This window comes from Vibrio sp. B183 (assembly GCF_000740665.1).
Classification (GTDB): Bacteria; Pseudomonadota; Gammaproteobacteria; order Enterobacterales; family Vibrionaceae; genus Vibrio; species Vibrio coralliilyticus.
Genome location: NZ_JPQB01000015.1, coordinates 1 through 14,082 on the forward strand (window position 1 = coordinate 1; position 14,082 = coordinate 14,082).

Here is a 14,082-nt window from a genome sequence, read left to right on the forward strand (position 1 = left end):
GCAGGTGGATTTTTACTCTTCATCAAACCGGATTAAAAGCTTTGAGGCTTTGCCATTGCAGCGCTGGCTTTATTGCTAGCAACCTGGCTGCCTGCACCTTTAGATAGGTAGCGCTCTTCTCGGAAAGGTGCAGCAATCACAGTAATCTCTTTCATTTCTGTGGTTCCTGGTGCTTTCGCCATCGGAGCAGAGGCGTGGCCTTTAAATGCTGTCGGTACGATAATCTCAGAGCTTGTATTAACAGGGGCTGGTGCTGCTTCCGCTTCTACAATAGCAGCCGTGTCTGCAACTGGTTCTGGAGCAACTTGTGACTCAACCGCTTTAGGTGCAGGTGTCTTCACAGGTGTGGCTTCAACCGTAGCAGCTTGCTCAACAACTTTCGGCTCTTCAATCACTGGCTCTTGGCGACGTACGATAACTTTGCCCATTGCCATTTCAGGGCAAGCAAACCCACCAAGTGCTTGAGTAGCCACTTCTGGTGTTGCAGCCTGTTCAGCTTTTGCTTTGTGCTTCGGTTCTGGTTTAGAGATACCGTAGCTTGGCATGACTTTACCCATTGCCATCTCCGGTGAAGCAACACCACCTTTGCGTAAGCGGAATGGGTTAGGGCGACGATCGCGACCACGACGACGACGTTGGCCACTTGCACGTAGATGACGTGGAGAACGGCGGTTACGACGTTGTTTAGGTTGTTGTGCATCTTCTGCTGCGACTTCTTCAGTCGATTGCTCGATAGCTTCTGCTACAGCTTCAGCTTTAACCTGTTTTACTTCTTCAACCGCTTCAGCTTTCGCTTTCTGGTCTTTAACTCGAACCTGCTTGCTCAGTTTACGACGCTGACGGCGTTCTTTTACCTTGGTCGTTTTCTCTTCTGCACGGTTCGGTTTATCGTCTTTTTGCGCTTCAGCCGCGAGCTTCAAACCTTCCTCAGCAACCTTGCTCGCTTTCGCGTCGTCTCGCTGCTTGTTACGGCGATCCTGCTTAGGCTTGCGATTTTGTTGCTTACGTTCGTTCGAAGCTGCTTTGTTTTCATTGGCAGCTTCATCACGTTCGCGTTGAGGTTTATTGCGTTTGTTATCGCGTTTATCTTCACGATTCTCGTTACGATTGTCACGAGAATTGCGACGGCGTTGGTCGTTGCGATTACGGCGGTTGCGGTTGTTACGCTGACCGTCTTTCTTCGCTGATTTTTCTTGTTTCTCTTCAGTCTGTTCTTTTTCTGGTTCAGAGCTGAATAGACTACCCAACGCTTTGAAGAATCGAGAGACTAGACCCGGTTTCTCTTCACGAGGTTCTGATTTTTTCTCTGGTGCTTTCTTTGTTGGCGGTTTTGGTGCTGGCGCAGACTGAGCTGGTGCGGCAAAACCTTTTAGTGCTGGTTCTTCAAGCTTCTTAGGTTTAACTTCAGGCTCTACAACCTCACGGCCTTCGGCTTCTTTCATAGACTCGAGCTTTTTAGGCAGCAAGTAAGACAGCAAATCAAACTCTTCGCCTTCACGAACTCGAATCACTTCGAAATGCGGCGTTTCCATATCTGAGTTAGGAACTACCGTGATCTTGACTTCCTGAATGCGTTCAATGTGGTTGATTGAACGACGCTTTTCGTTCAGAAGGTAAGACGCGATCGGGACAGGAACAACAGCCAGAACTTGAGCCGTGTTGTCCTTTAATGCTTCTTCTTCGATCAAACGAAGAACAGAAAGAGCAAGAGATTCATTATCACGAACCACACCTGTACCGCTACAGCGAGGACAGATATGATGGCTTGCTTCTGCTAGAGATGGGCTCAAGCGTTGGCGAGACATTTCTAGTAGGCCAAAGCGTGAAATACGACCAATCTGGACTCGAGCGCGATCAAGACGAACTGCGTCTCGCAGACGGTTCTCAACTTCACGTTGGTGACGCACTGGCGTCATATCAATGAAGTCAATAACGACCAAGCCGCCTAGATCACGTAGGCGAAGTTGACGTGCAATTTCGTCGGCCGCTTCAAGGTTGGTATTTAGTGCAGTTTCTTCGATATCGCCGCCTTTCGTTGCGCGAGCGGAGTTGATATCGATTGACGTTAGTGCTTCGGTTGGGTCAATAACGATTGAACCACCTGATGGCAAGCGCACTTCTCGCTGGAAAGCTGATTCAATCTGGCTTTCGATCTGGTAGTGACTAAATAGTGGAACTTCACCGTCATACTTTTTGACTCGATTGACGAAGTCTGGACGAACTAGTTGGATATGTTCTAGCGCACGTTCGTAGATGGTGTTGCTATCGATAAGAATTTCACCAATATCACGACGCAAATAATCGCGAATAGCTCGGACGATAACGTTACTTTCTTGGTGAATAAGCAGTGGAGCTGGGTTGGCATCAGAAGCTTGTTTGATGGCGCCCCAGTGATTAAGTAAGACGTTAAGATCCCACTCTAATTCTTCAGCGCTTTTGCCTACACCCGCTGTACGTACGATAAGACCCATACCTTTTGGTAGGTCTAACGTGTCCAGTGCAGCTTTCAGTTGAGTACGCTCATCTCCTTCGATACGACGAGAAATACCGCCAGCACGAGGGTTATTAGGCATCAGAACAAGGTAACTACCTGCAAGAGAAATGAATGTCGTTAGCGCAGCACCTTTGCTGCCACGTTCTTCTTTCTCAACCTGTACAATTACTTCCTGACCTTCAGTCAGCACTTCTTTAATGCTTGGACGACCTTGGTAAGTGTAACCTTCAGGGAAATATTCGCGGGCAATTTCTTTTAGAGGGAGGAATCCGTGTCGTTCGGCACCGTAGTCAACGAAGGCTGCTTCCAGGCTTGGTTCGATGCGAGTGATACGTCCTTTGTAGATATTTGCTTTTTTGGATTCGTGGCCTGGGCTTTCGATATCTAAATCATATAAGCGCTGACCATCAACCAAAGCAACACGCAACTCTTCTTTTTGAGTTGCGTTGATTAACATTCTTTTCATTGATAAATCTCGTTGTCATTCTATGTTTTCTTGCTGCCTTGATGTGTCTTTCACGGTGCCGGATCCCATGGCTTAAATTTGTGCAGCCTCCCGGCTGGAGGGATGCTCTTTGGGCACGTCAGTCTTACAAACAAGTTTGGCTTGTAAGCCGCAATGATGGCGGATAATACTCAACATGAAAGATTTATGAGTAGGGCAACAAGTTGTACTAATCCCGGAAATGTCTTACGCCGTGTGCTGCATTTTGGTAAATTAGCGGGCTACTCAATATCTTGCTCAAAAACGATTGGGTTTGATTAAAATGCAACCTAATCATTCATTGCAGGTGTGAACTATAGCAGTACCCATTAAACTCAGCAATCTGCTTTATTATAAAACGCTAAAAAACCCATTTTTAATTTTTGTAAGATTCTGTATTTAAAGGCTTTGTGTGATAGTTTCTGAGAATTGTAAATATGTTGATGGATTTTTATCCGTAGCTGAACAGAAATTCATTCTTAGAGAGCGATTTACCAGATTGTTGCCTAGAAAACGTGAACTTACGCAAGTTAGAATGGTAGAATATCGAAATGAGCGAAATTAGAACAAAAGTCCAATTTGTCGATATCGACGAAGATATGGCTGGCCAGCGTATCGATAATTTTTTACGCAACCAACTGAAAAGTATTCCTAAAAGCATGGTTTATCGTATCTTGCGTAAGGGAGAAGTACGCGTAAACAAAAAACGAATCAAAGCCGAATATAAATTGAAAGCGGGAGATTTGGTTAGAATTCCTCCAGTTACGATTGAAGAGAAGCAAGACGAAGTTGCGCCGAGCACCAAGCTGAATAAAGTTGCTGAACTGGAACATATGATCATCCATGAAGATGAACATATGCTTATCCTCAATAAACCTTCGGGTACGGCAGTTCACGGAGGAAGTGGGCTTAAATTTGGTGCTATTGAAGCTTTACGGGCACTGAGACCGCAAGCTCGTTTTCTAGAGTTAGTGCATCGTATTGATCGTGATACTTCGGGAATTCTTTTGGTTGCGAAAAAGCGTTCAGCGCTGCGTCATCTGCAAGCTCAGTTTCGTGAGAAAACCGTGCAGAAATACTATTTCGCATTGGTGATGGGGCAGTGGAAGAGTAGTTGCAAGGTCGTAAACGCACCACTATTGAAAAATGAAGTGAACAGTATCGTTCGCGTCAACCCACAGGGTAAGCCTTCTGAGACCCGTTTTAAGATTATTGAAAAGTTTGCTGAGGCCACTTTGATTCAGGCGAGCCCAATAACGGGGCGTACGCATCAAATTCGTGTCCATACTCAGTATACTGGTCATCCAATTGCTTGGGATGACCGTTATGGTGATCGACGTTTTGATGCCTACACAGGAAAAGTTGGGTTAGACCGACTGTTTCTTCATGCCGCTAATATTAAATTTAAACACCCATCCAATGACGAGTGGATGGAAGTGAGTGCACCAATGGAAGCAAAGTTGGAGAAGGCGCTAGCGAGTTTACGTAAGCTGTAAGAGCAGTGAACTCTCTCACTCGAAGACTAGAGTTGTTTGCTTCGATTAAGAAGGCCAACTCTAGTTATTCCGTTTTTACAAGATTGAGAAACCTTGCGTTTCAAGCATATCAATTAAGTCAATCAGTGGTAGCCCAACCAAAGTATTGGGATCTTTCCCTTCTAACTTTTCAAATAGTGCGATACCCAACCCCTCACTTTTAAAACTGCCAGCGCAGTAATACGGCTCTTCTTTCTCTACATAGCGGCTGATCTGTTGTTGGGTTAGCCGGCGGAAATGAACAGTGAACGTATCCAGTTTGACATCTGTGATATTCGTCTCGGTGTTGTGAAGCGCAAGCCCGGTATAAAACTGGATGGCCTTACCGCTTTGGCGGCTTAATTGTTGGATAGCGTTTTCTCGATTCAGAGGTTTGCCAATGATTTTTCCATCAATCACACAGACTTGGTCGCTGCCGATGATAAGACTAGGCTGATTGGTATGGCATGATTCTGCTTTTTCCTTCGCAAGACGTTTCACTAGATCCTCAGGTCGCTCGTCAGAAAAAGGTGTTTCGTCACAGTCAGGTGAGGCGGTTTCAAAAGGGACCGATAGTTTATTGAGCAGTTGTTTTCTAAACGGTGAAGTCGATGCTAAAACAAGTTGGTATTGCGGCATTTTCCAGTACAATCTTTCAGGGAGTTAGCGATAGCTTAATAGATATTATGATGGTAATCCTAGCTCTTCTGATAAGAAGGAAAAAAACTGCAACTTTTTATCCTTTTTCTTTGACTCAAAACGAATTGGAAGATAGAATTCGCGCCCTATGCAAAAGGTAAAAATACCGCGAACGGTTGATCCGGCACGCGCTGCTCAGAAGCGACTTGACTATGATGGTATCATTCAGGTTAGTCTTTTTAAGCGTTTGTTCGAATCAGTTGAAGGCGTTAAACGCGACGCTCAAGTGTCATTGTCATTTGAGTTAGATGAACAGCGACTCGTTGTTATCTCTGGTAAAGCTAACATCGAAGTTGATTTAGAGTGTCAACGCTGTAATGAGGTTTTCGCACATGAGTGCGATGTCCAATTCACTTATACACCTTACAAGGGTGAAAAGACTGAAGAGGAAGCACCGGAAGAGTACGATTTGGTAGATCTGAACGAGTACGGTGAAATTGACCTGATACAGTTAGTTGAAGACGAGTTCATTCTAAACTTGCCTCAAATCGCAAAGCACGAAGAAGCGGATTGCAGCGTTAAATCAGACAATTTGGTATTTGGTGAAATTCCAGAAGAAATTGTGGAAGAAAAGCCGAATCCATTCGATGTTTTAAAAAACTTAAAGAAGTAATTCTTTAAGAATTAACATAGGAGTAGGGTCAATGGCCGTACAAAAGAGCAAGAAATCACGTTCAAAGCGTGGCATGCGTCGTTCACACGATGCCCTATCTACAGCTGCACTATCTGTAGACGCAACTTCAGGTGAAACTCACCTGCGCCACAACGTAACTGCTGAAGGTTACTACCGTGGTAAAAAGGTTATCAACAAGTAAGGTTGACCTTTGCCTAATATAACCGTTGCACTTGATGCAATGGGCGGGGATTTCGGTCCTCGCGTCACAGTGCCTGCCGCCGTGCAGGCACTGTCGCATTTCCCAGAGCTGAAAGTGATCCTCACAGGTGATCAGACCGCGATCACAACTCAATTATTGTCTCTTGGTTATCAGCCTGATGCTCGCCTGAGTATTCAGCATAGTGACCGAGTGATCTCAAACTCAGAAAAGCCTTCTCTCGCACTTCGAAACAGTAATGGCACCTCCATGGGGATGGCGATTGATGCTGTCGCTGAAGGTACTGCCGATGCCTGTGTCAGCGGTGGAAACACTGGTGCACTCATGGCTTTGTCACGTTTTCGGTTGAAATTATTACCAGGAATTGAACGTCCAGCATTAATTTCTGCCTTACCTACCGCTTCCGGTGGCAGAACTTGGATGCTTGATCTGGGCGCTAATGTGTCCAGTGATGCTGATTCATTGTTCCAATTTGCTGTGATGGGAAGTGCGTTAACTGAACAATACTTAGACCGACCTCCACGTATTGCGATTCTTAATATCGGTGCTGAAGAAATCAAAGGCAACGATCTCGTCAAACGCTGTGCTGAAATGTTGTCTCAGACGCAGTCCGTGAATTTTGTCGGCTATATTGAAGGTAATCAGTTACTCCACGATGCAGCGGATGTGGTGGTATGTGACGGTTTTGTTGGTAATGTTTGCCTCAAAGCATGTGAAGGTACAGCCCAGCTATTTATCGATAAGTTGAAATCGAGCATGATGGCCTCATCTATAAAGGGTTGGATTGCAAGAAAATTATTTTCTGGGTTATTTAATGAACTAAAAACATTGAACCCCGACCAGTATAACGGCGCAAGTTTGCTAGGATTGCGCGGCATTGTCATAAAAAGCCACGGAAGTGCTGATGTAGACGCGGTCATCAATGCCATTGGTGAAGCGTTACACGAGGTCAAACGACAAGTACCAAGCCGTATTAGCGATCGTTTGGAAGCGGTTTTACTCGAGAGGCATTATTAGTCTTCATGTATAGCAAAATTTTAGGTACTGGCAGCTACCTGCCATCTCAGGTGCGTTCAAACGCAGACTTGGAGAAAATGGTAGATACAAGTGATGAGTGGATTGTCACTCGCACAGGTATTAAAGAGCGTCGTATCGCAGCCGAGAATGAAACCGTCGCCGACATGGGATATATCGCTGCTCAAAACGCGATCGAAATGGCAGGCATCGATAAGAATGATATTGACCTGATCATCGTAGCGACCACCAGTAGCAGCCACACTTTCCCTTCTTCTGCTTGCCAAGTTCAAGCTAAGCTGGACATTAAAGGTTGCCCCGCATTTGATATTGCCGCTGCATGTTCAGGTTTTGTCTACGCACTTTCAGTTGCAGATCAGCATGTTAAAACAGGCATGTGTAAAAATGTGCTTGTAATCGGTTCAGATACTCTGTCTAAAACCTGTGACCCAACTGATCGTTCAACCATTATTCTGTTTGGTGATGGTGCAGGCGCTGTTGTTGTTGGTGCAAGTGAAGAGCCTGGGATTCTTTCAACGCATATCTACTCGGATGGCCGTTTTGGTGAGTTGCTAAGCCTTGAAGTTCCTGAGCGCGGCAAAGATGCTGACAAGTGGCTACACATGGCGGGTAACGAAGTCTTTAAGGTTGCTGTGACACAGCTATCAAAACTCGTTAAAGATACGCTGGCTGCCAACGATATGCATAAGTCTGAACTAGACTGGCTAGTGCCTCACCAAGCGAACTATCGCATTATTTCTGCAACAGCAAAGAAACTATCTATGTCGCTTGATCAAGTTGTCATTACACTAGACAGACATGGCAATACGTCTGCCGCTACTGTACCTACGGCACTTGATGAGGCTGTTCGTGACGGACGAATTAAACGCGGTCAGACGCTTCTACTAGAAGCATTTGGTGGCGGCTTTACCTGGGGCTCAGCACTGGTTAAGTTCTAATCCCAACCAAATTTAAAAGATTAAGATGCCTTTTTAGGCATCTTAATCTTTCTTACTTTGTTTTAAAGGAAAAGAAAATGAGCAATTTTGCTATCGTATTTCCAGGTCAGGGCTCACAAGCAGTCGGTATGCTTGCTGAACTTGGCGAACAGTATGAAGTAGTAAAAAACACTTTTTCGGAAGCATCTGAGGCGTTAGGTTACGACCTATGGGCGTTGGTTCAAAATGGCCCAGCTGAAGATCTCAACCAAACTTTCCGTACTCAGCCAGCACTGTTAGCATCCTCGGTGGCTATCTGGCGTGTTTGGCAAGAACTTGGCCTAGAACAGCCAGCAAACCTTGCGGGCCACAGTCTAGGTGAATATTCGGCATTAGTATGTGCTGGTGTGATTGACTTTAAAGAAGCAATCAAGCTGGTTGAGCTACGTGGTCAACTGATGCAAGAAGCTGTGCCAGCAGGCACTGGTGCTATGTTCGCGATCATCGGTCTAGATGACGAATCTATTGCTAAAGCATGTGAAGAAGCAGCTCAAGGTGAAGTGGTATCGCCTGTAAACTACAACTCACCAGGTCAGGTTGTGATTGCAGGTAGTAAAGACGCAGTCGAACGCGCAGGTGCTTTGTGTAAAGAAGCTGGCGCTAAGCGAGCTCTGCCGCTACCTGTTTCCGTACCTTCTCATTGTGCGTTGATGAAGCCAGCAGCCGACAAACTGGCTGTCGCTCTTGAAGAGATTGAATTCAATGCTCCTCAGTTGCCAGTGATCAATAACGTTGATGTTGTTGCTGAAACTGACCCTGCAAAAATTAAAAATGCACTTGTGCGCCAGCTATACAGCCCAGTCCGCTGGACTGAAAGTGTACAGCTAATGAGCGAGCAAGGTGTTGAAAAACTTCTTGAATTAGGCCCAGGTAAAGTTCTAACGGGTCTGACAAAACGTATTGTGAAGACACTAAGTGGCGCTGCAGTAAACGATGCTGCATCTCTAGAAGCCGCTAAGTAAACTTTTAAGGAATAACAATCATGATGAACCTAGAAGGCAAGATTGCACTGGTCACTGGCGCAAGCCGTGGTATTGGTCGTGCTATCGCTGAAATTCTTGTTGAACGTGGTGCGACGGTTATCGGCACTGCGACTTCAGAAAATGGTGCCGCTGCAATCAGTGAATACCTTGGTGAAAATGGTAAAGGTCTGGCACTAAACGTGACAGATATCGAATCAATTGAAGCAACTCTGAAAAACATTAACGATGAGTTTGGTGCAATCGACATTCTGGTAAACAATGCAGGTATTACGCGTGATAACTTACTTATGCGTATGAAAGACGATGAGTGGAATGACATCATCAACACTAACCTGACACCGATCTACCGCATGTCTAAAGCTGTACTTCGTGGCATGATGAAAAAGCGTGCAGGTCGTATCATCAACGTTGGTTCTGTTGTTGGTACTATGGGTAATGCAGGTCAAACTAACTACGCAGCAGCAAAAGCAGGTGTGATTGGTTTCACTAAATCTATGGCACGTGAAGTGGCTTCTCGTGGTGTAACTGTTAACACTGTTGCACCAGGATTTATCGAAACTGACATGACTAAGGCGCTAAATGACGAACAACGTGCAGCAACGTTAGCGAACGTTCCTGCTGGCCGCCTAGGTGACCCTCGTGAAATTGCATCAGCAGTAGCGTTCTTAGCTTCTCCAGAAGCTGCTTACATTACTGGTGAAACTCTGCATGTTAATGGTGGCATGTATATGGTTTAATGCCTAAGTTGGAACAAAACGGGCTATTTGCTGTCACAAAAATAGCCTATAGTTTGTGATAACTGGCATTGATATGCGCAACATTTGTGCATGATATAAGTCAAAAATGTATTGAATTTCGGTTAAAATCGCGAAAATTGTGGTTTGACCAGCAAGGACCCCCTTGCAACTTTCAATAGTTCGAATAAACTACGGAATCATCGCATTGAGCGAAATCTGTAAAGGAAAAGAAAAAATGAGCAACATCGAAGAACGCGTAAAGAAAATCATTGTTGAACAGCTAGGTGTGGACGAAGCAGAAGTTAAAAACGAAGCTTCTTTCGTTGACGATCTAGGTGCTGATTCTCTAGACACTGTTGAACTAGTAATGGCTCTAGAAGAAGAATTCGACACTGAGATTCCAGACGAAGAAGCTGAGAAGATCACTACTGTTCAAGCTGCTATCGACTACGTGAACAGCGCTCAGTAATATCTCTCCCAGGCGGCCTTCTGGCCGCCTGTGTTCTTTTAAACCCTTCTATACCTCTCATAGAATCATTTCAATCCCGGAGAATAAAATCGTGTCCAAGCGTCGTGTTGTTGTCACTGGCATGGGTATGTTGTCACCGGTAGGCAACAATGTAGAATCATCCTGGAAGGCCCTGCTAGCTGGTCAAAGTGGTATCGTTGATATCGAGCACTTTGATACTGAAAACTTCTCAACTCGTTTTGCAGGCCTAGTAAAAGATTTCGACTGCACAGAGTACATGTCTAAAAAAGATGCGCGTAAGATGGACTTGTTCATCCAGTACGGCATTGCTGCGGGTATTCAAGCCCTAGACGACTCTGGCTTACAAATTAATGAAGAAAACGCAGCACGCGTTGGTGTCGCTATTGGTTCAGGCATTGGTGGTCTAGACCTTATTGAAGCGGGCCATACTGCGCTTGTTGAAAAAGGCCCACGCAAAGTCAGCCCTTTCTTCGTACCATCAACCATCGTAAACATGGTTGCAGGTAACTTATCTATTATGCGTGGTCTTCGCGGTCCAAATATCGCGATTTCGACGGCGTGTACAACGGGTCTACATAACATCGGCCATGCTGCTCGTATGATTGCTTACGGTGATGCAGAAGCTATGGTCGCCGGTGGTGCTGAAAAAGCTTCAACTCCTCTAGGCATGGCTGGCTTTGGTGCAGCTAAAGCGTTGTCAACTCGTAACGACGAGCCTCAAAAAGCTTCTCGCCCATGGGACAAAGATCGTGATGGTTTTGTTCTTGGTGATGGCGCAGGTATCATTGTTCTTGAAGAATATGAGCATGCGAAAGCACGTGGCGCTAAAATCTATGCAGAGCTTGTTGGCTTTGGTATGTCGGGAGATGCTTTCCATATGACTTCACCTAGCGAAGATGGCTCAGGTGGTGCGTTGGCTATGGAAGCAGCAATGCGCGATGCAGGCATCACTGGTACACAAGTCGGCTATGTGAATGCACATGGCACGTCTACTCCGGCTGGCGATGTTGCTGAAGTGAAAGGCATCCGTCGTGCGCTAGGTGAAGAAGGTACTAAGCAAGTGAAAGTTTCTTCAACTAAGTCAATGACTGGTCACCTACTTGGCGCTGCTGGTTCTGTTGAAGCGATCGTGACCATCATGTCATTGGTTGATCAAATGGTTCCACCAACGATTAACCTAGATAATCGAGATGAAGGCCTTGACGATATTGACCTAGTACCACATAAGGCAAAACCTATCGATTCAGAGTACGCAATCTGTAACTCGTTTGGTTTTGGTGGTACTAACGGTTCTTTGGTTTTCAAAAAGATCTAAAGAGTCACAATCCAATTTGTGATAAAACGGCTTAATGCTTTGGCATTAAGCCGTTTTCTTTTATGTGGATATCAATTATGTACTTGGTAAATGGACACACCACAGACTCAATTTCCCTTTCTGATCGCTCATTTCAATATGGTGATGGTTGCTTTACGACCATGCTGGTTATCAAAGGTCGTATCCAACACTGGGATAAACATCAAGAGCGAATGCAATCCTGCCTGAACTTGCTCGGCATAACTCCTCCAAACTGGAGAGAGGTTGAGGGTTGGTTAGAAAAAGCGAGCATAGAGTCTACTCGTTCAGGGTTGAAGTTACACATTAGCCGAGGAGAGGGGGGACGTGGATATAGCCCTACTCAAGTGACCTTACCAAATGTTACTATTAGCGCCTTTAACTATCCGACTCATTATGAACAATGGCTAGCGGATGGTATTTGTTTAGGTGTGTGCCATAAGAGACTAGGGATTAATCCTTTACTCGCGGGTCATAAGCACAATAATCGCCTTGAGCAAATTTTGCTCAAGGCGGAAATGGATCAACAAGGCTTCCCCGACGGGATTGCATTAGATGTGAGTGGCCATGTGATTGAGACAACAATGGCGAATGTTTATTGGGTCAAACAGGGAGTCATCTATACCCCCGACCTGATGAACGCTGGTGTTGCAGGTGTTATGCGCCGCGTTATTGTAGAACGCTTATCGAGCTGTGGGCAAACGTTGTCTATTGGGCACTATACGTTTGAAGAGCTAAGTGATGCAGAAGAAGTTTTTATCTCAAATTCGATTCTTGGTGTCGCCCCAGTAAAAAGCATTGGCACACAGACCTTTTCAATAGGAACAATAACAAAAAAAATTCAGGAGATGGTTAACCCGTGATTAAGAGAATCACCTTATTTCTGGCACTTGTATTACTGATTACTGGTGCAGGATTTATTTATGTTACTAAACAAGTCGATGAGTATGTGACTCAGCCATTAAAGCTGCAAGAAGAACAGATTTATACGATTGAGACGGGTATGAGTTTCAACCGTTTACTGGCAGATTTGACAAACGATGAACTGATTGTTTCTAGCGATGTGGCAAGACTAGTGCGGCGATTCCACCCAGAACTGACGCAAGTAAAAGCAGGGACCTACCTTCTCACTCCCAGCATTAACCTTACACAAGCGCTAGAACTGTTCAAAACCGGTAAAGAGCATCAATTTGCAATTACCTTTGTGGAAGGTTCAACATTCGCCGAATGGCGAGCAGCATTAGAACAAGCCCCTTATCTAGAGCACAAAATATCTGGGCTCAGTGAAGCAGAGATCGCACAACAAATTGGCATCGAGAAAGCCAAGCTAGAAGGACTATTGCTCGCTGAGACTTATCATTACACGTTCGGTACCTCTGATCTCGATATCATCAAGCGCGCCGCAGATAAACTGCAAAAAATTCTTGATAAGCATTGGCAGCAAAGGCAAGAGAACTTGCCACTGAAGACGCCTTACGAAGCGCTGATCCTTGCTTCTATTATCGAAAAGGAGACGGCTGTTGGTGCAGAGCGTGAGCGTGTTGCAGGGGTGTTTGTAAACCGCCTTAATAAGCGTATGCGTCTACAGACTGACCCTACGGTTATCTATGGGATGGGAGATAAGTACGACGGCAACATACGTAAGAAAGATTTACGTACTCCAACCCCATATAATACGTATACGATTTTTGGTTTACCACCAACACCGATTGCGATGCCGGGGGAGGCGTCTATCGCCGCCGCGACAAACCCAGAAAACAGTAATTACTTGTACTTTGTGGCCAGCGGAACTGGCGGGCACGTTTTTTCTAAAACGCTGAGTGAACACAATCGCGCGGTACGCGCTTATCTAAGACAACTAAGAAGTAACAAATGACACAAGCGAAATTTATCGTAATTGAAGGCCTAGAAGGGGCAGGGAAAAGCACAGCAATTAATGCGGTGCTTGAGACTCTTAAACAGGCTGGTATTGAGCAGATAAAGAATACTCGTGAGCCGGGCGGAACAGCGTTAGCCGAGCAACTCAGAACTTTGGTCAAACAAGACCATGAAGGGGAAGAGTTGCAAGACATGACCGAATTACTCCTTATGTATGCAGCGCGGGTGCAGCTGGTTGAAAATGTGATTAAGCCAGCTTTAAACAACGGTACTTGGGTGGTGGGAGACCGACATGATATGTCTTCTCAAGCTTATCAGGGAGGCGGCCGTCAAATCTCCCAACACACCATGACAGCACTTAAGCAGACAACATTGGGTGACTTTAAACCAGATTTGACCATTTACCTTGATCTTGACCCGCGCATCGGTCTCGAACGCGCGAGAGGGCGAGGCGAGTTGGATCGAATTGAGAAAATGGATATGAGCTTTTTTGACCGCACCAGAGCGCGTTACTTGGAATTGGCTCAATGTGATTCGAGTGTTGTAGTGATCAATGCTGAGCAGACGATCGAATTAGTCGCGCAAGATATCAAGCAAGCGCTGCGTAGTTGGTTGGAACAATAAC

General features: G+C 45.4%; 14 protein-coding genes. 12 read left to right on the top strand and 2 right to left on the bottom strand.

What is annotated here, in order from left to right:
- Positions 1–32: 32 nt before the first annotated feature.
- Complete coding sequence (gene rne, locus IX95_RS16420) at positions 33–2,960, bottom strand: ribonuclease E (RefSeq protein WP_038162032.1); 2,928 nt, start codon at positions 2,958–2,960, stop codon at positions 33–35.
- A 569-nt stretch (positions 2,961–3,529) separates the two neighbouring features.
- Between rne and rluC the strand changes: the two genes are divergently transcribed.
- Positions 3,530–4,474 carry a 23S rRNA pseudouridine(955/2504/2580) synthase RluC gene (gene rluC / locus IX95_RS16425; protein ID WP_006959292.1) on the top strand — a complete coding sequence of 315 codons (945 nt, stop codon included), beginning with the start codon at positions 3,530–3,532 and terminating at the stop codon, positions 4,472–4,474.
- A 75-nt stretch (positions 4,475–4,549) separates the two neighbouring features.
- Here the strand turns inward: rluC and IX95_RS16430 are convergent, their stop codons facing one another.
- A complete protein-coding gene (locus IX95_RS16430) occupies positions 4,550–5,131 on the bottom strand; it encodes a Maf family protein (protein ID WP_038162035.1) in 582 nt (193 codons plus the stop codon).
- Positions 5,132–5,279: 148 nt separating this feature from the next.
- Here IX95_RS16430 and yceD point away from each other — a divergent pair, with 148 nt between their 5' ends.
- From yceD to tmk, 11 genes are all read left to right on the top strand, one after another.
- Entirely contained in the window at positions 5,280–5,804 is a 525-nt protein-coding gene (gene yceD, locus IX95_RS16435; protein ID WP_006959290.1) for a 23S rRNA accumulation protein YceD, read from the top strand.
- Positions 5,805–5,835: 31 nt separating this feature from the next.
- Positions 5,836–6,006 carry a 50S ribosomal protein L32 gene (gene rpmF / locus IX95_RS16440; RefSeq protein WP_006959289.1) on the top strand — a complete coding sequence of 57 codons (171 nt, stop codon included), beginning with the start codon at positions 5,836–5,838 and terminating at the stop codon, positions 6,004–6,006.
- 9 nt (positions 6,007–6,015) lie between these two features.
- Entirely contained in the window at positions 6,016–7,041 is a 1,026-nt protein-coding gene (gene plsX / locus IX95_RS16445) for a phosphate acyltransferase PlsX (protein WP_038162038.1), read from the top strand.
- Between the two features lie 5 nt (positions 7,042–7,046).
- A complete protein-coding gene (locus tag IX95_RS16450) occupies positions 7,047–7,997 on the top strand; it encodes a beta-ketoacyl-ACP synthase III (RefSeq protein ID WP_006959287.1) in 951 nt (316 codons plus the stop codon).
- A 77-nt stretch (positions 7,998–8,074) separates the two neighbouring features.
- Positions 8,075–8,998, top strand: coding sequence for an ACP S-malonyltransferase (gene fabD / locus IX95_RS16455; RefSeq protein WP_038162040.1), 924 nt, complete (start codon positions 8,075–8,077; stop codon positions 8,996–8,998).
- A gap of 23 nt (positions 8,999–9,021) precedes the next feature.
- Positions 9,022–9,756 carry a 3-oxoacyl-ACP reductase FabG gene (fabG, locus tag IX95_RS16460; RefSeq protein ID WP_029236328.1) on the top strand — a complete coding sequence of 245 codons (735 nt, stop codon included), beginning with the start codon at positions 9,022–9,024 and terminating at the stop codon, positions 9,754–9,756.
- Between the two features lie 235 nt (positions 9,757–9,991).
- Positions 9,992–10,225, top strand: coding sequence for an acyl carrier protein (gene acpP / locus IX95_RS16465; protein WP_004406112.1), 234 nt, complete (start codon positions 9,992–9,994; stop codon positions 10,223–10,225).
- Positions 10,226–10,316: 91 nt separating this feature from the next.
- Positions 10,317–11,561 (top strand): beta-ketoacyl-ACP synthase II, encoded by a 1,245-nt coding sequence (gene fabF / locus IX95_RS16470; RefSeq protein WP_006959284.1) that lies wholly within the window; start codon positions 10,317–10,319, stop codon positions 11,559–11,561.
- Positions 11,562–11,638: 77 nt separating this feature from the next.
- Positions 11,639–12,442, top strand: a complete 804-nt coding sequence (gene pabC / locus IX95_RS16475) for an aminodeoxychorismate lyase (protein WP_038162047.1) — start codon at positions 11,639–11,641, stop codon at positions 12,440–12,442.
- The gene (mltG, locus tag IX95_RS16480; RefSeq protein WP_038162050.1) at positions 12,439–13,455 is read left to right on the top strand and encodes an endolytic transglycosylase MltG; all 1,017 of its coding nucleotides are present in this window, start codon (positions 12,439–12,441) and stop codon (positions 13,453–13,455) included. The genes pabC and mltG overlap by 4 nt, the downstream gene beginning before the upstream one ends.
- Positions 13,452–14,081, top strand: coding sequence for a dTMP kinase (tmk, locus tag IX95_RS16485; RefSeq protein ID WP_038162052.1), 630 nt, complete (start codon positions 13,452–13,454; stop codon positions 14,079–14,081). The genes mltG and tmk overlap by 4 nt, the downstream gene beginning before the upstream one ends.
- The last annotated feature ends 1 nt before the right edge of the window (position 14,082 follow it).

Excerpts from the sequence above, each read along its gene's own strand:
- rne (WP_038162032.1), bottom strand. The coding sequence starts at position 2,960 with ATGAAAAGAATGTTAATCAACGCAACTCAAAAAGAAGAGTTGCGTGTT.
- rluC (WP_006959292.1), top strand. The coding sequence starts at position 3,530 with ATGAGCGAAATTAGAACAAAAGTCCAATTTGTCGATATCGACGAAGAT.
- IX95_RS16430 (WP_038162035.1), bottom strand. The coding sequence starts at position 5,131 with ATGCCGCAATACCAACTTGTTTTAGCATCGACTTCACCGTTTAGAAAA.
- yceD (WP_006959290.1), top strand. The coding sequence starts at position 5,280 with ATGCAAAAGGTAAAAATACCGCGAACGGTTGATCCGGCACGCGCTGCT.
- rpmF (WP_006959289.1), top strand. The coding sequence starts at position 5,836 with ATGGCCGTACAAAAGAGCAAGAAATCACGTTCAAAGCGTGGCATGCGT.
- IX95_RS16450 (WP_006959287.1), top strand. The coding sequence starts at position 7,047 with ATGTATAGCAAAATTTTAGGTACTGGCAGCTACCTGCCATCTCAGGTG.
- fabD (WP_038162040.1), top strand. The coding sequence starts at position 8,075 with ATGAGCAATTTTGCTATCGTATTTCCAGGTCAGGGCTCACAAGCAGTC.
- fabG (WP_029236328.1), top strand. The coding sequence starts at position 9,022 with ATGAACCTAGAAGGCAAGATTGCACTGGTCACTGGCGCAAGCCGTGGT.
- acpP (WP_004406112.1), top strand. The coding sequence starts at position 9,992 with ATGAGCAACATCGAAGAACGCGTAAAGAAAATCATTGTTGAACAGCTA.
- pabC (WP_038162047.1), top strand. The coding sequence starts at position 11,639 with ATGTACTTGGTAAATGGACACACCACAGACTCAATTTCCCTTTCTGAT.
- tmk (WP_038162052.1), top strand. The coding sequence starts at position 13,452 with ATGACACAAGCGAAATTTATCGTAATTGAAGGCCTAGAAGGGGCAGGG.